This is a genomic window from Micromonospora taraxaci (genome assembly GCF_007830095.1).
Taxonomy (GTDB): Bacteria; Actinomycetota; Actinomycetes; order Mycobacteriales; family Micromonosporaceae; genus Micromonospora; species Micromonospora taraxaci.
On sequence record NZ_VIWZ01000001.1, the window covers coordinates 2,689,322 to 2,708,936 of the forward strand.

A 19,615-nucleotide genomic window follows, 5' to 3' on the forward strand; every position below is an offset into this window, starting at 1 on the left:
GCTCACGGCATTGGCCGGAGCGGGAAGCGGTCGGTGCGATGGGGGAGGTTGGTCATGACGCGTCCGGGAGACGCCGAGTGGTCGGTGTTGCAGGTGGACTCCGACCCGGTACCCGGTGATCCGGAGTCCTTCGACGAGATCACGCGGGCCTACCAGGAGCTGTCCACCACCACGCGGGAGGCGCACGACCTGCTCGCCTCCGGTGGCCAGGTCCAGCTGGGTCAGGGCAAGGCGATGGAGGCGTTCCGTGACCTGATCGGCAAGCTGCCCGGGCGGCTGGATCGGATGGCGAACTCCTACGCCGCGGCGGCCGACGCGTACGTGCGGTACCTGCCGTCGCTGGAGGAGGCGCAGGCGATGTCGCTGCGGGCCCTCGACCAGGCCCGACAGGCGTCCGGCGACCAGGCCGCCGCGCAGGCGGCGGTCGCTTCGGCGCAGGCGGCGATCACCGCGTTGGGCGGCGATCCGGCGGCGGACCAGGCCGCGAAGGACAAGGCCAGTGACGACGACGCCGCCGCACAGAACCGCGCGGCCGACGCCCAGCAGGCGCTCGACCAGGCGAAGGCGCTGCTGGGCCAGGCGACGGCGTTACGTGATCAGGCTGCCCGGACGGCGGCGCAGACGTTGCGGGGGTTGGCGAAGGACGCGCCGCAGCGCTCGCTCTGGGAGAAGATCGTCGAGGCGTTCCAGGCGTTCATCGACTTCCTCCGCAGCACCGTCATCCAGTGGATCACCTTGATCCTGGACGCGCTGTCGGTGATCGCTTCGTTCATCTTCCCGCCGTTGGGCCAGGCGATCGGCTTCCTCTCCGGTGCGATCGACCTCGCGGCGGCGGCGCTCACCGGTGATCCCGCCGCGATCGGGTTGGCCGCCGGAGGCCTGCTGCTCGGTCTGGTGCCGGGCGGGCGGCTCGTCAGTCGCATCGTCAAGATCGCCGGGAGTGCTGGCAACAAGCTGCCGGGCAGCGTCTCGGAGGGGATCAAGAACAGCATCAAGGGCCTCGGCGGCGCGCCGGGGAGTACCCGGAGCGTGGGCAAGGCTCCCACGCCGGGGGCGGGGATCGACACCGCAGTCACCAGTGTCGGCCTCGGCAAGACCATCAAGGGCGTGTTCACGTCGATCGGCAACAAGATCGATGACATGCGTTTCGCGCGCGACCTCAGGATCTCCAACGAGAGGCGCGCTGCCGACCCCAGCCTCCTGGCCGGGATGACCGACAAGGGCCGCCTGAAGACGTTCCGTCCCGAGGACGTCCAGTCCGTGCCCCTGCGCGACAGCGACGGCAAGCAGATCGGCGTCATCTTCCCCAGCAGGTCGACCGACGTCGAGAACTTCACCGACTGGGGAGCGCAGAAGGCCAACCTCGCCACCGGTAAGAACCTGGGCGGTTCGATGGACATCGAGGGTCTGAAGGTCATCCGACAGCTGCCCGGCAATGAGCCCACCCTCGCCGGCAACCAGTTCCTGCCGGCTCCGTGGAGCAATCTGAGGAGCGACCCGATGTTCATCTTCGCCCACGGCAGCCCGGACAGCGCCGCGGTGACCCTGTCCAGCGGCAAGGTGGTGAGCGTCCCCGGCGCCAGCATGGCCAAGATCCTCAGCAACGATTCGAACTTCAAGGCGCTCGCCGAGGCCAACCCGAAGGCCGCGATCGCCATGATCTCCTGCAACTTCGCCAACATCAAGGGTGAGGCCGGGCAGCAGTTCGCGGACGTCATGCGCGACCTCGGCAACAGGCGGCAGATCTTCGCGGCGAACAACACCGTGCACGCGGCCCGGGGCGTTGATGAAGTCGGCCTGCTCACCAATCCCGGTGAGACCATCGCGTCCCTGGCCGTGGAGAGCACTGACGACCCGAAGGACGGCAGGGGCGAATTCCGAAAGATCACTCCGACGCCGAGGGGAAGGGCTTGATGAACGAGCACGACGAGTCCGACGTGCAGCGCAACTGGATGCTGCTGCTGGACAGCGACGACGAGGAGCCGACCGAGGCTCCTCCGGTGGAGACGATCGTCGGCGGTTGGCTGGTCGAGGACGACGGGACCATCGGACGGTTCGAGGCGAACCCGCTGTACCAGCCGCGCAACGCCGACTCACCGACCAGCGCCGTGGACGCGGCGGCGAAGCTGGTCGCCACCGACCGGGCCGACGTCGGCCTGGTGCTGCGGACGCTGCGGGACAGCCTGGTGGCGGTGGCGCTCGACGAGGCGGGCGAGGCGGCCGTGACGTCCGCCCCGGACGGGGTGGCCTGCGTGGTGGTCGCCTCCGGCGCTCTCGACCAGGCGCGCGTCGACGCGCCACAGTGGCGGCAGGTCGGTCTGACCGAACTGCTGGAGCTGCTCCCGGACGGGCTCGACGTGCTGGTCAACCCGGGCGGGCCACGGGCCATGCGCCTGCAGGCGAGCGCCCTGCGCGACTCGGTCGACGCCGACGGAGCCGAGTGAGATGTCCCTGACCAGGGCGTACGCCGGACTGGTGCTGGCGGTGGTGACCGCGTTCCTGCTGGCGGCCCCGACCGGGGCGGACGCCGTCGAACCGTCGGTGCCGTACTGGGTGGTACCCGGGCAACCGGGCGCGGAGAGCGAGCTGACGCTGCCCGGGGTCGCCGACCGGGTGCTCGGCGACAGCCGGCGCTGGCCGGAGATCTTCGAGCTGAACCAGGGGCGTACCCAGCCGGACGGCGGCACGCTGACGGATCCGGCGCAGCCGATCCGCGCCGGCTGGGTCTTCGTCCTCCCCGAGGGCGCGACCTCCGGTGAGATCCGCGTCGGCCCGCCGCCGTCGGCCACGCCGGACCTGGGCCAGCAACCAGAAGCTCCGCCGGTCGACCAACCGGAGCAAGGGCCGGCAGCGGCGCCCCCGGCTCCTCCGGTCGGCGGCGGCGGGACCTTCGGGCTCCGACCGGTCGTTGTGACGCTGCTGGGCATCGGCGCGGTGGTGCTGGCGGTCGTCGTACCGGTGCTGATCCGGTTGGTCCGACGCCGCCGCGCGGCTGAGCCGCCGCGACCCGCGCCGGGCTCACGACAGGCGTTGGACCGCGCCCTGCGGCAGATCGCCGCATCCGCATCCCAGCCCCCGGTGTACGCGGCGATGGTCGGTGCGGACCGGGTGTCGCTCCGGCTGTCGCCGGCGCTGCCGGACCCGCCGCCCCCGTGGCGGGCACGGCAGCAGGGTGCGATCTGGGAGGCGCCGAGTTGGGACCTCGACCAGCAGGTGACCGCTGACGGCGGCGGGCTGCCGATGCTCGCCACCGTCGGCACCGTCGGCGGTGAACTGACAGTCGTCAACCTGGGACGAGCGCCCGGAATCGTCGCGCTCACCGGGGAGCCGGCAGCCGCGTACCGCCTGGCGGGCGCGTTCCTCGACGAGATCAGCCGCTACGCCGCGACGTCGGTGGCGATCAGTGTCGTCGGCCCACCACCGCCGCCCTGGCCGGTCCCGGAACGGGTTCGGGTCGTCGTCGACCTGCGTTCCGTCCTGACGTTGCCCGGCGACGACGCCGAGGACGTCCACGGGTCCTCGGCGCTTCGCGACCACCTGGTGGTGGTCACCGCCCCGCTTCCGCCGGAGGAGTGGGAGCGCCTCGGCGCGCTGGCGGCGGCCTCCGACGGCACGGCGGCCGTGGTGGTCGTCGGCGACGCGCCGAACACCGTCTGGCGGTTCGACATCGACGCGAACGGGGCGCTCGACGTCGGGGTGCTCGGCCTGCACCTCGACCGTCCCACCCCGCGCGGTCGGCTCATCCCGGCCCTCGGCCGCTGATCCTCGTACCCCGAACCTCGCAAACGATTGGTGTGCCGATGAAAGCGCCCGTTTCCCATCGACTGCTCGGCGCACTGACGCTGGCCGGAGCGCTGCTCGTCAGCGGATGCACCACAGTGGTGCGCGACCCGGTCGCGTTGCCCGCCCCCGACGTCGCCGCCAACACGCAAGCGGGTGCTCCGCAGCAGCCGGGCGCCGCCAACCCGCAGAGCGACCTGGGGCAGCGCAGCCCGGACGGGGGCTACTGGCCCGCGTCGGTCCAGCTTGGAGAACACCCGGAACTCGGCCCGGTGGTGCTCGACGGGCAGGGCTTCACGCTCTATCGGTTCGACCAGGACAGCGCCGCACCCCCGCAGTCGAACTGCACGGAACAGTGTCTGACCGCGTGGCTGCCGGTCCTGGTGAACGAGAAGGTCAAGTTCAAGGACCTTGATCCCTCCCGGCTCGGCGCGGTGCCCCGCTCAGACGGGACCCGCCAGGTGACAGTGGGTGGGCGGCCGGTCTACCGCTTCGTGGACGACCGGGTGCCCGGCCAGGCCGCCGGTCAGGGGGCCGACGGGCTCTGGTTCGTGGTCGCTCCGGACGGAGGCAAAGCCGCAGCGCCGATCGGCCAAAAGCCCGAAAGTTCACCCAGGTGAGCCTACAAACACATTGGTTCCGCATTGCCGGCATTCGGCAGTGCGGCAGGCATCCTGGGTACCCGGATGCACCGGTGGCGACCGCCGGGCCGGGGTCAACGGAGGACGGTACTCATGGCGGGTTTGCGGCCCGATCGTCGGCAGAACGTAGCGGACGAGGCCCTGATCCGATCCCTGTACGAGGAACACGGCCGCGCGATGCTCGCGTACGCGACGCAACTGACCCGCGACCGGGCCATCGCCGAGGACATCGTCCAGGAGGCCTTGGTACGCGCCTGGCGCCACCCGGACAGCCTGGTCAACGGCAAGGGATCGGTGCGGGGGTGGCTGCTCACCGTGGTACGTAACCTCATCACCGACACGGTGCGCGCCCGAATGGCGCGACCGCCCGAGGTGCCGGAGAGCCCGACGGACGTCGCCGTCGAGCGGGACCACGCCGACCAGGTGGTCAACTCGATGGTGGTGGTGGACGCCCTCAATCGCCTTTCGCAGGAGCACCGCGAGGTCCTTGAGCAGGTCTATCTACTCGGGAGTACAGTCGCGGAAGCCGCGAAAGCGCTGGGTATCCCGCCGGGAACGGTCAAATCACGCTCCTACTACGCACTCCGGGCGCTACGCGACATCGCGGCGCACTGAACCGAGTGGAACGGTCTGCCTCATGAAATCGGACAGCTCGGTACCGGCCGGTGACCACGTGGACATCGGCGGATATCTGATGGGCGAGCTCGACCAGGAGCAGCTCCGACGGGTGGAGGAGCACCTGGCGAGTTGTGCGGAGTGCCGCACCGAGGTCGAGTCACTCCAGGAGTGGAAGCACGCGCTCGAGGCCGTACCCGAGGCGATGTTGCTCGACGGCCCTCCCGAGGGCGGCGACCTGCTGTTGCAGCGCACCCTGCGCCAGGTTCGCAGCGAATCGTCCGGGCATCGCCAACGCCGCCGGGCGATCCTGAGCGCCGCCGCGGTGGTGGCTCTCGCCGCCGCCGTCTCCGGCGGTGTCCTGCTGGGTCGCACCACTGACGACGCACCCGACACACGCGCCCTGCCGGCCCCGTCGACCACGGTGACCGCCACCAACCCTGCTACCCGCAACGCCACCACGACCGACCCGGGGACTGGTGCCCGGCTCACCGTCGCGGTGACCCCGGCCCCCGGCTGGGTACGGGTCAACGCGGCGGTGTCCGGGATCCCCCGGGGGGAGCGCTGCCGTCTGCTGGTCGTCGGCAAGGACGGCAACGCCGTGCTGAGTGGCAGTTGGCTGGTGTCCGAGGGCGGGGCGGCCGACGGCACCACGCTGGACGGCAGTGCCCTGATCGACCCCGCGCAGGTCGGCGAGGTCCGCGTGGAGAACACCGACGGCAAGGTGTTCGTCACCGCGAGGCTGTAGGGCGTCGCCGCACCGGCCGTCCTGGTCGGTGCGGCGAGCTGTCTACCGATACTTGCTCAGGCAGAGGGCCGGCGTGTCGGCGGTGAAGCCGTCCCGGAACGCTTCGACGCGGGCGAACCCGGAGGGGACACCAGCCCCGTTGACGTCGGCGGCGATGAGGCTCCGCGGCGCCAACATCTCGGCGACGGCCTCGTCCAGATCGCCGGGGGAGAGCTGGAGGACCGCGCCCCGCCCAGCTCGGACCGTCGCCGCCCAGACCCCGCTGAGGCACGCCGTACGCTGCGCCGTGGCCAGCCCGGTGAGCGGGAAGCCAGCTCCGTGCTGCGTCGCGAGCGCGTACCGGGAGGCGACCTCCGCGAACGCGCCGAAGTCGCCGATGCCGCCCTGCCCCTGCTCCGGGGAGGTCCCGAGGCGGGCCAGCTCAGCCAGGTCGAGTCCGATCGTGTTGGTGGCCGGGCAGTAGGTGGCGGGCGCGGTGACGGTCACCTCCGGGCAGGCCGGCGGGGACAGGTCGATCGTCGGCCGGGTGACGCCATCGCGGTCGAAGGCCGCACGCAGTGTCTTTTCCAGCGCGGCGAGGGCACCCCGGTCGATGACCGGTAGGTTGCCGGTCGCCTCCCCGCTGGCCGATCGTCGTCCGCCGGCTGGCTGCGTGATCCGCCGTCGTACCTCCGCGTCGTCGATGCGGGCGCACCGGACCGGGCCGTCGCCGAAGCCGAACTGGAACGCGGACACCCGGTCGAACGCGTTGCCGTGCGCGCCCTCCGCCTCGAAGCCGGTTTCCGTGCTGTCGCGGATGAAGAACAGCGTGGCGAGGATCTGGTTGAGGCCGGAGCCGGTGGACAGCTGGAAGTGCGGGGCGTTGCCCTCGGCCACCCACCGGAAGAAGGCACCCGCGAAGCAGTCGGCCTGCTGCTCCTTCACGATCGAGCTGGTGCGTCCGTCAACAGTGCGAAGGCGGAACTGCACGGCGTGCCCCACCTCGTGGGCGAGGACGGCCACCACCGCCATCGGTCCGAACGAGTCGTCGAGCATGGGGAGCAGTCGCCCCCGGTCCCAGGCGACCGTGTCGTCGGCCGGGCAGTAGAAGGCGTTCACCGCCCCTCTCGTGTCGCTGCCGCAGACGGTGCCGCCCGGGCCGGTGGAGTCGTACGACATGAGCCGCGCGACCGGGTCGAACCCTCGGCCGAAGGTGGCCGGCAGCTCATCCGCCCAGTACCTCTGTACGTCGTCCACGGCGTTGCGGGCGAGCCGGTCCGCCTCGCCGCCGTCACCGCCGACGACGACCAGGCGTGCGTCGGTCACATCCGCCCGGGGGCCGCTCGGTCCCGTGGTGATCTCCAGACCGGCGATCCGGGTGGCGCTCCAGCGTTCGGCGGCGCCGACACCCTCCACGGGACGGACGCAGCCGCCGAGCAGTGCCGCCACCCCGAGGGCCAACACTCCGCCGGCCAGCGCCCGTCCGGTCGGTGCCATCCGCCGGTTGGGAGTAGTCATTCATCACCTTCTCGGCGTCGACGTCGACACGGAATCCCGATCGGCGCAGGCCGACCGGGGGCGTGTCGGGCCACAGCGCGGCCGATACGAAAAGCGGGTGTGTCGGCCCGGCGGAAGCCGGGCCGACACACCCGTTGGTCGGGATCGGACGGTCAGCTGAAGCGGACCGAGACGACGGCGTTGTCGAAACCGATCGTCGCGAGGTCGGCCACGTCACCGTTGATGACCTGCACCCGGCCGGTGCAGTTCGGGCCCGCCCAGATCTTCAGCGAGCCGGGGGCCGCGACCGAGGAGGGAGCGCCCGGGCGGGGCAGGTTCTGACAACCGCTGCCGGACACACCCTGGGAGGCGCCGTTGTCGCTGAAGTTGGCCTCGTCGAAGAACACGGCACTGGTGGCGGGCGGAGCGGTCGCGTCACCGGTGTCCGGGTTGTTGTCGTCCTGACCACCCTGCGGCGCGCCGGCCTTGCCGCCGGTCGGGGTCACGCCGAACCACGTACCCCCGACGCCCTGGCCCAGGGTGTCGCCCCGCTTGGTGTCCTTGGCGAACCGGTACACCGGCCAGCCGCCGATGGTGACCTGGAGGGTGCCGTCGGCGCGCTTGACCGTGCCGACCGCCGACTTCTTGACCCCCGCGATGAAGACCTTGCCGCGCGGCGCGACGGTGACCGCCGGCCAGGTCTGCGCGCACTCGCCGTTGCAGGTCGCTGTGGGCGGGTTGTTGCTGTCCTTGTCAAAGCGGTAGAGCGTCAGCCCCGCGCCGTTCACGACCACGGGATCGAGGTCGCCGGCCTTGCTGGCGGTCAACTGGACCCACCGCTGCGACGACTGACGGGCCGCTGCGGACGCGACGCCACCGTTCGGCACCGCCCAGTCTCCGGTGTTGGGCTCCGACCTGTTCGACTTCGCGGTGCCCGAGAGCAGCGCGAAGTCGCCGCCCGCCGCGCCGTCGGTGGGCGCGGTGGCCTCCCCGCCGGCCGGGGCGGACGCCCTCGCCGGCGCGGGTGCCTCCGCTGTCGAACTGCACGCGGTCAACGCCACCGCGCTGGCAGTCATCAGTGCAACGAAGGGCACTACGTACTTGCGCATCATCTCGGGGTCTCCCAGTTCCTATCCCGGCCCCCGCACGCCCGGAGGCCGTTCGGCATCCACACGGACCCCACCCGGAATCGGTTCAGCCAACCTCGGATGCGACCCCCGTCGATCATGAAGTTGTTGCCACAGGCGGCGCGTCGGCGCGATAACCTCATGATCAACAGGGCGGGGGTGGTCGGGCGCCGCGCGATCCCCGGCTGCGTCACGGGAACCGGGGACCGCGCGGCCCGTCCGCGCCGGGCCGAGGGGACCGCGTCCACGCCGGTCGTCGTGGGGCAGGTGGCAGACTCGGCGGGGTGAACGACGTGGCCGCATCGCCGATGGATGGTGAGCTGGAGAGTGTCAGCCTGGTGGACCTCGCCGTCACCCGGCTCACCCGGGAGATCCTCAGCGGCAGGAGCGACCCAGGTGAACGCCTGGTGGAGGAGCAGCTGACCCGGCGGTTGGGGATCAGTAGGGCACCGTTGCGCGAGGCGCTGCGGCTGCTGGCCCAGCGAGGGCTGGTCGAGCACGTGCCACGGCGGGGGGTCCGCGTCGCCACGCTCTCCGAGCGGGACGTGCGGGAGCTGTACGAGTTGCGGGACGTGTTGGAGCGTTTCGCAGTGCGCGCGGGCATCCCGGTGGGCCGGGAAAGCGACCTGGTCGGCCTGCGGGCGGCCCTGGACCGGATGGTGGAGGCGGTCCGCCTCGGCGATCGGATGGCGGTGGCCGAATCGCACCGCGCGTTCCACGTCGCGCTGGTGGCGCTCGCGGACAACCGTCAGTTGTCAGCGGTGTACGACTCGATTCTGGTGAAGTTGCAGCTCTACATGGCGATCAACCTGCGTCGGGAGGCGGAGTTGGCGCAGCCGCTGGACGGCGTCCACCGGCACGAGCGGCTGTTCGAGGCCGTCGCAGGGGGAGACCCGGAGGAGGTGTTGACAGTGCTCTCCGCGCACGGCGCGCGCTCGTACCTCGGGTAGCCACCACGGGCGGCCCGACATGGGCTCGTTACGAATCGCGCCGTCGCTCGTAACAGAACTGTCGACAATCGACAGTATGTCAAAGCCAGGTGGCCCCTTCTCGGCGCTGCGGTCGGCGTACCTCAGCGGCGCGACGACCCCCGTCGAGCAGGCCGAACGTGTGATGGCCGAGCTGGCCGGCCGGGACGGCGGGCCGGTCTGGATCAGCACCGTCGCGGCCGACGACCTACGGGCCCACGCCGCCTGGCTCACCCGCCACCGCGACCCCGCCGACCTGCCGCTGTACGGAATCCCCTTCGCGGTCAAGGACAACATCGACGTCGCCGGCATGGTCACCACGGCCGGCTGCCCCGACTTCGCGTACCGCCCTGCCGAGGACGCTCCGGTGGTACGCCGACTGCTCGACGCCGGTGCTCTCCTCGTCGGCAAGACCAACCTCGACCAGTTCGCCACCGGCCTGACCGGCGCCCGCTCGCCGTACGGCAGCTGCGAGAGCGTCTTCGGCGGCGGGCTCGTCTCCGGCGGGTCCAGCTCCGGCTCGGCGGTCGCCGTGGCCTCGGGCCAGGTCAGCTTCGCCCTGGGTACGGACACCGCCGGCTCCGGTCGCGTCCCGGCGGCGCTGAACGGGATCGTCGGCCTCAAACCCACCCGGGGCCTGCTCAGCACGGCCGGTGTGGTCCCGGCCTGCCGCTCGCTGGACTGCGTGTCGGTCTTCGCCACCGACGTCGCGGATGCCGTCGAGGTGCTGCACGCCGCCCGGGGTGTGTCGACGGCCGACCCGTGGGGGCGCGCGCTGCCGGCCGAACGGGCGAGCGGCGACGCACCGGGGACGCTACGCCTCGGGGTGCCTCGCGCCGAGGATCTCGAGTTCTTCGGCGACGAGGGGCAGAGCGAGCGGTTCGACGCCGGCGTACGACGACTGAGCACGCTGGTCGCCACCGCGCTGCCAGTGCCGCTCGACGACTTCTTCGCCGCGGGGGACCTGCTCTACCAGGGCCCCTGGGTGGCCGAGCGGCTCGTCGGGCTGGGCGACTTCCTCCGGGGGCACCCCGACTCGGTGCTCCCGGTCACCCGGACTGTGCTGGAGACCGGGTGGCGCTACGACGCGGTCGACGCCTTCCGGGGTCAGCATCGGCTGCGCGAACTGCGCGCCCGGGTCGACCGGCTCTGGCGCGAGATCGACGTGCTGGTGGTGCCCACCGTCGGCACCACGTTCACACTCGACGAGATCGCCGAGGATCCCATCGGGCGCAACGCCATGCTCGGCCGCTACACCCAGTTCGCCAACCTCCTCGACCTGGCCGCGGTGACCGTACCCAATGGTTTCACCGACGGCGGCCGACCGGCGAGCCTGACCCTGCTCGGCCCGGCGTTCAGCGACCTCACCCTGGCCCGGCTCGCCGCCGCTCTCACCGCCGGCGCTGAGGCGCCACCGGTGGTGGCGGCGGGCGACGCGCCGCCGGCAGCGGCCCAGACGCTGATCGCCGTCGTGGGCCGGCATCTGAGCGGCGAGTCCCGCAACGGTGAGCTCACCGGACGTGGGGCCACTTTCGTCGGCGCGGCACGGACCGCACCGCTGTATCGGCTGTACCGGATGGAGTCTCCGGACGGTGAGGGGCTGCCCGGCCTGGTCCGGGTGACGCCGGACGACCCGCAGGGTCAGCCGATCGACGTCGAGCTCTGGAGTCTGCCGTCGTCCACCGTCGGTGAGCTGCTGGCCGGAGTGCCGGCTCCGCTGTCGCTCGGCTGGGTCCGGCTGCACGACGGGCGGGACGTGCTCGGCTTTCTGTGCGAGGCGTACGCCGCCGGCCCGCCGGCTGTGGACATCAGCGCCGCCGGTGGGTGGCGGGCCTACCGTCAGGCCGCCGCCGGGAGGTAGGGCGGCAGGCACCAGCGAGAACGACAGGAGGCGAGAAGATGGGCAGCATCGGGCCGGTACCGGCCAACCCCTACCCGTGGCCGTACGACGGTACGGCGGACACCGCGCACACCGCACTGCTCTGCATCGACTGGCAGACCGACTTCTGCGGACCGGGCGGCTACGTGGACGCGATGGGCTACGACATCGGCCTCACCCGGGCCGGCCTACCGGCCACCGCCCGACTGTTGGAGCACGCCCGTTCACTCGGGATGCTCGTCGTACACACCCGGGAGGGACACGACCCGGAGTTGTCCGACCTTCCGGCGAACAAGCGGTGGCGGTCGGCGCGCATCGGTGCCGAGATCGGCGCGCCCGGGCCGGCCGGTCGGATCCTGGTTCGCGGCGAGCCGGGATGGGAGATCGTGCCCGAGGTCGCACCGGCCCCCGGCGAGGTGGTCATCGACAAGCCTGGCAAGGGCGCCTTCTACGCCACCAACCTCGACCTGGTGCTGCGTACCCGGGGCATCACCCACCTGATCCTCACCGGCATCACCACCGACGTCTGCGTGCACACCACCATGCGCGAGGCGAACGACCGGGGGTACGAGTGCCTGATCCTCTCCGACTGCACCGGCGCCACCGACAAGGCCAACCACGACGCGGCGCTGCACATGGTCACCATGCAGGGCGGCGTCTTCGGTTGCGTCACCACCTCCGACGACGTCATCGCCGCCACGACCACGTGAGGTGCCCATGCTGACCATCGCCGCCGCGCGGCCCACCCCGTACACCTTCGACCTCTCGACCACGGCGTTGCTCGTCATCGACATGCAGCGTGACTTCCTGGAACCCGGCGGGTTCGGGGAGAGCCTGGGCAACGACGTCGGTCAGCTTCGCCGCACCATCGCCCCCCTCACGGCGCTGCTGGCCGACGCCCGCGCCGCCGGCCTGACTGTCGTGCACACCCGCGAGGGGCACCTGCCGGACCTGTCCGACTGCCCGCCGGCCAAGCTGAGTCGCGGTACGCCCAGCAAACGGATCGGTGACCCCGGGCCGAACGGTCGGATCCTGATCCGAGGCGAGTACGGCCACGACATCGTCGACGAGTTGACGCCACTGCCCGGCGAGCCGGTGGTCGACAAGCCGGGCAAGGGCGCCTTCCACGCCACCGACCTGGACGCCCTGCTCGCCGAGCGGGGCATCCGTAGTCTCCTGGTCACCGGGGTCACCACCGAAGTGTGTGTGCACACGACCGTCCGGGAGGCCAACGACCGCGGGTACGAGTGCCTCGTGCTCGCCGACTGCGTCGGGTCCTACTTCCCGGAGTTCCAGCGGGTCGGGCTCGACATGATCGCCGCCCAGGGCGGGATCTTCGGCTGGGTCGCCGACTCGGCGCAGGTGCGCGCCGCGCTGCCCACCACCCCCGTGTTGCAGCCCTCCTCCTGACCGGGAGCAGTCATGGCCTCCACCAGACCCTCAGTCGCCCCGCTGCCCTACTGGGTACGCGGCGACACCAACGCGTTCTTCGGCTTCGGCGTCAACGTCCTGGTCAACGTGCTCACCCTGACCGGGCTCTGCCTCGCCGTGGTGAACCTCCCCGAGGGGGAGGTGTTCGGCACCATCCTGCCGGCGCTCGGCATCGCCCTGGTCGCCGGGAACATCTACTACACCTACCTGGCCCGCCGGCTGGCCCGACGGGAGAACCGCAGCGACGTGACGGCCCTGCCGTACGGGCCGAGCGTGCCGCACATGTTCATCGTCATCTTCGTCATCATGCTCCCGATCTACCTGCGTACCCAGGACCCCGTGCGGGCCTGGGAGGCCGGGCTGGCGTGGGCCTTCATCATCGGCGTGATCGTGTTGATCGGCGCGTTCGTGGGGCCCTACATCCGCCGGTACGCGCCCCGGGCCGCGCTGCTCGGCACCCTCGCGGGGATCTCCATCACGTTCATCTCGATGAACCCGGCCGGGCAGATGTGGCGGCTGGCCTGGGTCGCCCTGCCCGTCTTCGCCCTGCTGCTGATCGGCCTGCTCACCGACGTGAAGCTGCCGTTCAACTTTCCGATCGGGCTCGCCGCGCTGCTGCTCGGCACCGCGATCGGCTGGGCCGGCGGAGCGATGTCGGTGCCGGACGTCACGGCGGCAGCCCGGGACATCGCCATCGCCGTACCCTCGTTCAAGATCGACCTGCTCCTCGCCGGGCTGGCCGACATGGCGCCGCTGTTGGCGACGGCGATCCCGCTCGGCGTCTACAACTTCACCGAGGGCATGACCAACGTGGAGAGCGCCGCCACTGCGGGGGACAACTACAACCTGCGCAGCGTGCTGCTCGCCGACGGCGCGGGCGCGGTGGTCGGCGCGGCTCTCGGCTCGCCGTTCCCACCGGCGGTCTACGTCGGACACCCGGGCTGGAAGGCGGCGGGTGGGCGCAGCGGCTATTCGATGGCGACCGGCGTGGTGATCGCGGTGCTCTGCTTCCTGGGCATGTTCGGCCTGCTCGGCGCGATCTTTCCGACGGCGGCCATCGTGCCGATCCTGCTGTACATCGGCCTGCTGATCGGGGCACAGGCGTTCCAGGCGACGCCCCGGGCGCACGCCGCCGCGGTGGTCGCCGCGCTGATCCCGAACATCGCGGCCTGGGCGACCGGGCAGATCGACAACGCGTTGGCAGCGGCCGGTACGACGGCCGCCGCGGTCGGCGACGAGGCGCTCAACGGTGCCGGCGTGGTGTACGACGGTCTGCTGGTGCTCGGTCAGGGCGCGATCCTCGCCGGCCTGGTGCTCGGCGCGGTGGTGGTCTTCATCATCGACAAGCGGTTCGTCCGAGCCGCCATCTTCGCCGGCTCGGGCGCGCTGCTGTCGTTCGTCGGGCTGATCCACGGCGAGCGGATCGAGTGGAACGCCAACGGCCAGGTGGCGCTCGGCTACCTCTTCGTCGCGGCGATCTGCGCGGTCTTCGCGCTCGGTCGCCCCGATCCCCGTGAACCCGACCCTGACGAGGACGACGGATCGGAGGTACGAGAGGCATGGACATCGACCGAGCCGACGTCGTCGCCGAGGTGACGGCGGCCTTCGCCGACTACGAGCGGGCTCTGGCCGACGGCGATGCCGACCGGATCTGCGGGTACTTCTGGGATTCCGAGCGGACCGTGCGGTTCGGCCTCGCCGACCATCAGTACGGGCTGGACGAGCAGCGCAAGTGGCGGGCCGCGCAGCCACCACTGCCGCCCGGTCGCCGGCTGGTGGACCCCGTCATCACCACCTTCGGCCCGGACCTGGCGGTCGTGACAACCCGATTCGGGTACGCCGACGCCGCCGCAACCGGGCGGCAGACCCAGACCTGGATACGCCTGCCCGTCGGCTGGCGGATCGTCACCGCCCACGTCTCCGTCCCGGATTGCTAGACGAGGCATTCGTGGACGTGCCGCGCTGACCGGGTGGTGAGACACGTTGGCGATCATCGATGTCATGGCGGCATCGTCGAGGTATGACAGGCGTTCACTCGTTCTCGCTGGTCCGCCGGATGGGGCTGGCTTCGCTGGCCGCCGCCGTGCTGGCGACGGTGGTGCTGGGCACCGTGTTGAGCGCCGCACCGGCGGCCGATGCCGGCAGCGCGTCAGCCGCGCCGACCACGGCCCCGAGCACGCCGGGCACCTCACCCTTCCCACCGGGTACGCCCACGAACCTGACCGCGAGCGAGGTCAGGACCGGGTCGATCACCCTCACCTGGACCGCCGCCACGCCCGGCTGCTGCGCCATCACCGGGTACGACATCACGTACTACCAGGTGTTCAACGACGTCTACTACAGCGCCAGCGTCGGAGCCGTCACCACCACCACGATCACCACCTACGTCCAGCCGGGCAGGCAGTACTCGTTCCAGGTGGCCGCTCGGGACAGCCTCGGACACCGCTCCCGCTCGACGGACCCGCTGATCGTGGTCACTCCGGTGACGGACACCGGCCCTGACACCACGCCACCGAGCGCCCCGCAGAGCCTGACCGTCGGCGAGGTGACCGCCTCGACCGGCACGCTGTCCTGGTCGCCGTCGACCGACAACGTCGGCGTCCTCGGATACAACGTCTACCGGTTCGACGGCTGGTACACCTCGACCCTGATCGCCACCGTGCCGGGAACGACGTACACGGCGTCGCTGCCCCAGTCGGTGCCGCTGCGGAACCTGTACTACGTGCGGGCCCGGGACGCGGCGGGCAACGTGTCGATCGCGTCCAACACCGTCGAACTGCCCACGACGTCGACCCCGCCGACCTCGCCGCCCTCGACCTGCCGGGTGACCTACCGGAACCAGTCCGAATGGCAGGGCGGCTTCGTGGCCACGGTGACCGTCCAGAACATCGCGACGGCGCCTGTCGACGGCTGGATCGTCACCTTCGCCTTCCCTGGAGACCAGCAGGTCACCTCGCACTGGAACGCCACGGTCGGCCAGACCGGTGCCACCGTGACCGCTCGTGACGTCGGCTGGAACCGTGTCCTCGCGCCCGACGGCACGGCGACGTTCGGCGTCCAGGGCCGGTGGAGCGCCAGCGACGCGCCACCGACCGCCTTCTCGCTGAACGGCGCTCCCTGCGCCGTGGGCTGAGCGCCGCCCGTCCCGCTCCGGAAGGAGTCTCGTGAGCACCCACTCGCCCACACCCCGTCGCCGCACCAGGGCCCTGCTCGGGGCCGCCCTCGCCGGCATCCTCGCCGTCCCCACCACCCCCGCGCCCGCCTCCGCCGCGAACACGCTCAGCATGCGGGGCGCCGACGTCTCCTCGTTGCAGCGCAGCCTGGACCTGGGTGCCAGGTACTACGACGCCGGCGGTGTCGCCCGCGACCCACTGGACATCCTGAAGTCCGTCGGCGTCAACTACGTCCGGCTGCGCGTGTGGAACAACCCGGTCAGCGGCTACAACAACAAGAGCAGGGTGTTGGCCCAGGCGAGGGTGGCCAGGGCGAAGGGCCTCAAGGTGCTCATCGACTTCCACTACTCCGACACCTGGGCCGACCCCGGCAAGCAGTACAAGCCGGCGGCCTGGGCCGGCCACAGCCTGAGCCAGTTGCGCACCGACGTGTACACCTTCACCTACGACGTCTGCTCCAGCCTGCGGGCACAGGGCACCCTGCCGGACAGTGTGCAGATCGGCAACGAGATCAACGTCGGGATGCTGTGGAACGAGGGCAAGGTCGTCAACAACGACTTCGCCCCGCTGGCCGGCCTGCTGAAGCAGGGTTACAACGCGACAAAGGCGTGCGGCAGCGGCATCCCGGTGATGATCCACACCGCGAACGCCGACAGCAACGCCAACGCCCGATGGTTCTACGACGGGATCCGCGCCCAGGGCGTGCAGTGGGACATCACCGCCCAGTCGTACTACTGCATGTGGCATGGCAGCCTGGCGAACCTCTACAACAACATCGTCGATCTACGCGGCCGCTACGGTAAGCCGGTGGTGATCGCGGAGACCGCGTACCCCTTCACCCGGGACAACGCGGACAGCGAGCCGAACGCCATTGGCGACGCGACCTGTGACGGCATCAGCGCGACCTGGTCCGGCCAGGCCCAGGAGTTCGACTGGGTCCAGAACACCGCCCGCAACGCCGGGGCCATCGGTGTCTTCTACTGGGAACCGACCTGGTACGCCGTCCGCGGCAACGGCTGGGACCCGGCCAACATCAATGGCACCGGAAACCAGTGGGACAACATGGCTGTCTTCGACTGGTCCGGGCGGGTGAACCCGAACGTGCGCTGGACACCCTGACCGGTCACCGGCCACCGCCCGACCACTGTGGTTGTCGGGCGATGGCCGCAGCGACGGCTGCGGGATCAGGCCGCGAGGGTCTGCAGTTCGGCCAGCCCTCCGCAGGTGGTCCCGCCGAGGTTCTTGAACGAGATGGTGATCTGGCGCTCGGATGAGCCGTTGCTGTTGATGCGCTGGCGGTAGATCATGCGGGTGACCTCGAACTGGCACGTGATGGGGTAACTGCCCTGAGGTGACGCGCCGACCAGGTAGACCGAGGTGACGGGGTTCGCGTTGTTCCAGGTCGTGGACCACGTGGCACCGGAGGCCATGGACGCGATGGTGAAGCTGTAGCTGACGGCGGTGGAGGCGAGCCGGATGTCGGTCTGGCAGGCGACGGTTCCGACGTTCTTGACCTCCACCCAGAACTGGCGGAGCGCGCCCGCTGCGCCCGGCTGCACGAACCAGGTGCGCGTGACCCGGAACTGGCACGCCGCCGTGCTCGTGGCGCCATTCGGGTTGAGGGCGACCACCCAGTTGGTGTGCCAGGGGATGTTCCACAGGTGTGTCTGGGTGCCACCCGGGCTGACGCCGCCGGTGGAGGCGTACGCAGTGCTGCTCACCGCAGCGAGCTGGACCGTCGCGCCGCAGGCGATCGAGCCGACGTTCTTGAGGGTGAACTGGAACTGCCTCTGCCCGCCCCACAGTTGCACGTACTGGCTGCTGATCGTCTCGAACTGGCACATGGTCGAGGTGGTGGCGCCGGCCGGGTTGTAGCCGACCACGTACGCGGCGTCGGCCGGGGCGTTCTGCCAGGTCCAGCCCTGCGTGCCACCAACCGCGACGGTGCCGGTGAACCAGGTCGCGGCGGTGCCGAAACCGCCGTTCGCGGCGACGCCGATCTCGCCCGACGTCGCTGCGGCGGCCCGCGCGTCACGCATCGACGGCTGCGACGGCGGGCCGGCTTGCGCGACACCGGCCGACGCCACGACCATCCCGAGCACCGTCGCGGCGACGATGGCAGCGCGGATTCTTCCTCCCATTGAAGCTCCTTCACAGATTGGTCCGGGCCACCCGCCCAGAGCGCAAAGCATAGAAGGCTGTGAATGTCTAAGGTGAGGGTTGCATGGAATGGGGCCTGCTCGGTCCGGTCGAGGCAGGAGTGCTCCCAGCCATGTCGATGTGTTGGTGAGCGGTATACCTCAGAGGTATGAATATGACTCTGAGGTATACCGCTCACTACCGCATCCGCCCTCATCGAGGTGACCGATGGTCACCGCCGGCGGCCGGCTGCGCTCGCAGCCTGAGCCAGGGTCGGGGCGCAGTCGTCTAGGTGCGCGTGCTCCACTGCTGGTTGGCGCCGCCGTGGCAGGCCCAGAGGTGCAGTTGCGTCCCATTGGCGGTGCCGGAGCCGACGGCGTCCAGGCACAGCCCTGACTGGGCTCCGGTGATGGTGCCGTTGGCGTTCAGGTTCCACTGCTGATTGGCCTGGCCGTTGCAGTCCCAGATGATGACAGCGGTGCCGTTGCTGCTGCCGCCTCCGGTGGCGTCCAGACACTTGTTGCCGTACACGGTCAGGGTGCGGTTGGTGGTGTAGGTCCAGCGCTGGTTGGTGCCGCCGTGACAGTCCCAGAGCTGGGGGCGGGCGCCGTTGGTCGTGCTGGAGTTGGGGACGTCGACGCATCGGCCGGACTGGGTCCCCGCGATCAGCACGTTCTGCTGGCCGGGCGGCGGGGTCGACGGCGGGGGAGTGGTGGGCGGCACGGTGGACCCGAACTGGCTGAAGAACCGCCACACCTCCTGCTTGACCCAGCTCCGCGCGCCGCTCTCACAGCCGGCACACCCGTCCACCGGACCTTGCTGGTGGCCGCCGTCGAACGCGGCCCAGAGCACCGGATATCCGGCCTGGCACGAGTACGCGGTGGTGATGTGGGTCCGGCTGCCCGACGCCGGTTCGGGCGGGTTCTGCGCCGCGCAGCCGTTGTTCCGGACGAACCTGTCGCGCAAGGATCGTCCGCTGGGGATGTTGTCGTTGATGCCGTGAATCCCCAGGTACGCGACCGGCTGGGTGCCGCCGCTGCATCCGCTGATCGCTCCGGGGGCGGCGATTGCCGCGACCGCCCGGAACACTGTGGGTCGGGAGCATGCCAACGAGTAGCTCATCGCCCCGCCGTAGCTGAACCCGACCGAGAAACGTTGGGTCGTGTCCACACAGAGGGCGTTCTCGATGGTACGGATCATGTCGTCGGTGAAGGTCACGTCCTCACCGTTGGAGTTGCCCCAGCCGTTGTTGAGGCCCTGCGGGGCGACGAAGATCGTGGTGTTGTTCGCCTGCGAGAGCATGCCGTAGTAGGCCCACGCGGCTCCGTCGGTGCCGCCCGACGCGACCTGGGTGGCGGTGCCGCCCAACCAGTGGAACCCGAAGGCCAGCCGGTGGGCGTAGGTGTTGTTGTACGTGTCGGGGAGCCGAAGGATGAAGCTGCGGCTCTTGCCGCCGCTCTGGATGGTGTGGGTACCGCTGCTCAGTCCGGGCGCCTTGCCGCAGCCGGCAGTGGTGGCCGCGGCCGCCGAGCTGACGGTCGTGAGGACGTACGCCCCGATGGCGAACAGGACCAGGACCGCCATGGCCGCCCCCAGCCAGGGGGTGGACAGTTTGCGAAGCCGCATGGTTGAGCCTCC

General features: G+C 70.7%; 18 protein-coding genes. 14 read left to right on the plus strand and 4 right to left on the minus strand.

The window, feature by feature from the left end; genetic code table 11:
• Positions 1-54: 54 nt before the first annotated feature.
• From FHU34_RS12560 to FHU34_RS12585, 6 genes are all read left to right on the plus strand, one after another.
• The gene (locus FHU34_RS12560; RefSeq protein WP_145780120.1) at positions 55-1,914 is read left to right on the plus strand and encodes a hypothetical protein; all 1,860 of its coding nucleotides are present in this window, start codon (positions 55-57) and stop codon (positions 1,912-1,914) included.
• Positions 1,914-2,444 carry a type VII secretion system-associated protein gene (locus tag FHU34_RS12565; RefSeq protein WP_145780121.1) on the plus strand — a complete coding sequence of 177 codons (531 nt, stop codon included), beginning with the start codon at positions 1,914-1,916 and terminating at the stop codon, positions 2,442-2,444. Before FHU34_RS12560 ends, FHU34_RS12565 begins: the two co-directional genes overlap by 1 nt.
• A gap of 1 nt (position 2,445) precedes the next feature.
• Positions 2,446-3,762 carry a LysM peptidoglycan-binding domain-containing protein gene (locus FHU34_RS12570; RefSeq protein ID WP_145780122.1) on the plus strand — a complete coding sequence of 439 codons (1,317 nt, stop codon included), beginning with the start codon at positions 2,446-2,448 and terminating at the stop codon, positions 3,760-3,762.
• 38 nt (positions 3,763-3,800) lie between these two features.
• Positions 3,801-4,400: a hypothetical protein gene (locus FHU34_RS12575; RefSeq protein ID WP_145780123.1), complete on the plus strand. Its 600-nt coding sequence runs from the start codon at positions 3,801-3,803 to the stop codon at positions 4,398-4,400.
• 114 nt (positions 4,401-4,514) lie between these two features.
• Positions 4,515-5,036 carry a sigma-70 family RNA polymerase sigma factor gene (locus FHU34_RS12580; RefSeq protein WP_088988846.1) on the plus strand — a complete coding sequence of 174 codons (522 nt, stop codon included), beginning with the start codon at positions 4,515-4,517 and terminating at the stop codon, positions 5,034-5,036.
• A gap of 22 nt (positions 5,037-5,058) precedes the next feature.
• Complete coding sequence (locus FHU34_RS12585) at positions 5,059-5,784, plus strand: anti-sigma factor family protein (RefSeq protein WP_145780124.1); 726 nt, start codon at positions 5,059-5,061, stop codon at positions 5,782-5,784.
• 42 nt (positions 5,785-5,826) lie between these two features.
• On the opposite strand, the gene FHU34_RS12590 is transcribed toward FHU34_RS12585, so the two are convergent.
• Together FHU34_RS12590 and FHU34_RS12595 are read right to left on the minus strand one after the other, a co-directional pair.
• Positions 5,827-7,281 carry a neutral zinc metallopeptidase gene (locus FHU34_RS12590; protein WP_208744974.1) on the minus strand — a complete coding sequence of 485 codons (1,455 nt, stop codon included), beginning with the start codon at positions 7,279-7,281 and terminating at the stop codon, positions 5,827-5,829.
• Positions 7,282-7,433: 152 nt separating this feature from the next.
• Entirely contained in the window at positions 7,434-8,336 is a 903-nt protein-coding gene (locus FHU34_RS12595; RefSeq protein ID WP_244311642.1) for a hypothetical protein, read from the minus strand.
• Between the two features lie 335 nt (positions 8,337-8,671).
• Between FHU34_RS12595 and FHU34_RS12600 the strand changes: the two genes are divergently transcribed.
• From FHU34_RS12600 to FHU34_RS12635, 8 genes are all read left to right on the plus strand, one after another.
• A complete protein-coding gene (locus tag FHU34_RS12600; protein WP_145780126.1) occupies positions 8,672-9,337 on the plus strand; it encodes a GntR family transcriptional regulator in 666 nt (221 codons plus the stop codon).
• A 76-nt stretch (positions 9,338-9,413) separates the two neighbouring features.
• On the plus strand, positions 9,414-11,216 hold the full coding sequence (gene atzF / locus FHU34_RS12605; protein ID WP_145780127.1) for an allophanate hydrolase: 1,803 nt from the start codon (positions 9,414-9,416) through the stop codon (positions 11,214-11,216).
• A gap of 38 nt (positions 11,217-11,254) precedes the next feature.
• Positions 11,255-11,944 (plus strand): biuret amidohydrolase, encoded by a 690-nt coding sequence (gene biuH, locus FHU34_RS12610; protein WP_145780128.1) that lies wholly within the window; start codon positions 11,255-11,257, stop codon positions 11,942-11,944.
• Between the two features lie 7 nt (positions 11,945-11,951).
• A complete protein-coding gene (locus tag FHU34_RS12615; RefSeq protein WP_145780129.1) occupies positions 11,952-12,644 on the plus strand; it encodes a cysteine hydrolase family protein in 693 nt (230 codons plus the stop codon).
• A 12-nt stretch (positions 12,645-12,656) separates the two neighbouring features.
• Positions 12,657-14,261: a SulP family inorganic anion transporter gene (locus FHU34_RS12620; protein WP_145780130.1), complete on the plus strand. Its 1,605-nt coding sequence runs from the start codon at positions 12,657-12,659 to the stop codon at positions 14,259-14,261.
• Positions 14,225-14,602: an AtzH-like domain-containing protein gene (locus tag FHU34_RS12625; RefSeq protein WP_145780131.1), complete on the plus strand. Its 378-nt coding sequence runs from the start codon at positions 14,225-14,227 to the stop codon at positions 14,600-14,602. Before FHU34_RS12620 ends, FHU34_RS12625 begins: the two co-directional genes overlap by 37 nt.
• An 83-nt stretch (positions 14,603-14,685) precedes the next feature.
• On the plus strand, positions 14,686-15,798 hold the full coding sequence (locus tag FHU34_RS12630; protein ID WP_145780132.1) for a cellulose binding domain-containing protein: 1,113 nt from the start codon (positions 14,686-14,688) through the stop codon (positions 15,796-15,798).
• Positions 15,799-15,829: 31 nt separating this feature from the next.
• Positions 15,830-16,957: a glycoside hydrolase family 53 protein gene (locus tag FHU34_RS12635; RefSeq protein WP_145780133.1), complete on the plus strand. Its 1,128-nt coding sequence runs from the start codon at positions 15,830-15,832 to the stop codon at positions 16,955-16,957.
• A 65-nt stretch (positions 16,958-17,022) separates the two neighbouring features.
• Here the strand turns inward: FHU34_RS12635 and FHU34_RS12640 are convergent, their stop codons facing one another.
• Together FHU34_RS12640 and FHU34_RS12645 are read right to left on the minus strand one after the other, a co-directional pair.
• Positions 17,023-17,979 (minus strand): hypothetical protein, encoded by a 957-nt coding sequence (locus tag FHU34_RS12640; protein ID WP_145780134.1) that lies wholly within the window; start codon positions 17,977-17,979, stop codon positions 17,023-17,025.
• A 286-nt stretch (positions 17,980-18,265) separates the two neighbouring features.
• Entirely contained in the window at positions 18,266-19,603 is a 1,338-nt protein-coding gene (locus FHU34_RS12645; RefSeq protein ID WP_145780135.1) for a ricin-type beta-trefoil lectin domain protein, read from the minus strand.
• Positions 19,604-19,615: the final 12 nt, after the last annotated feature.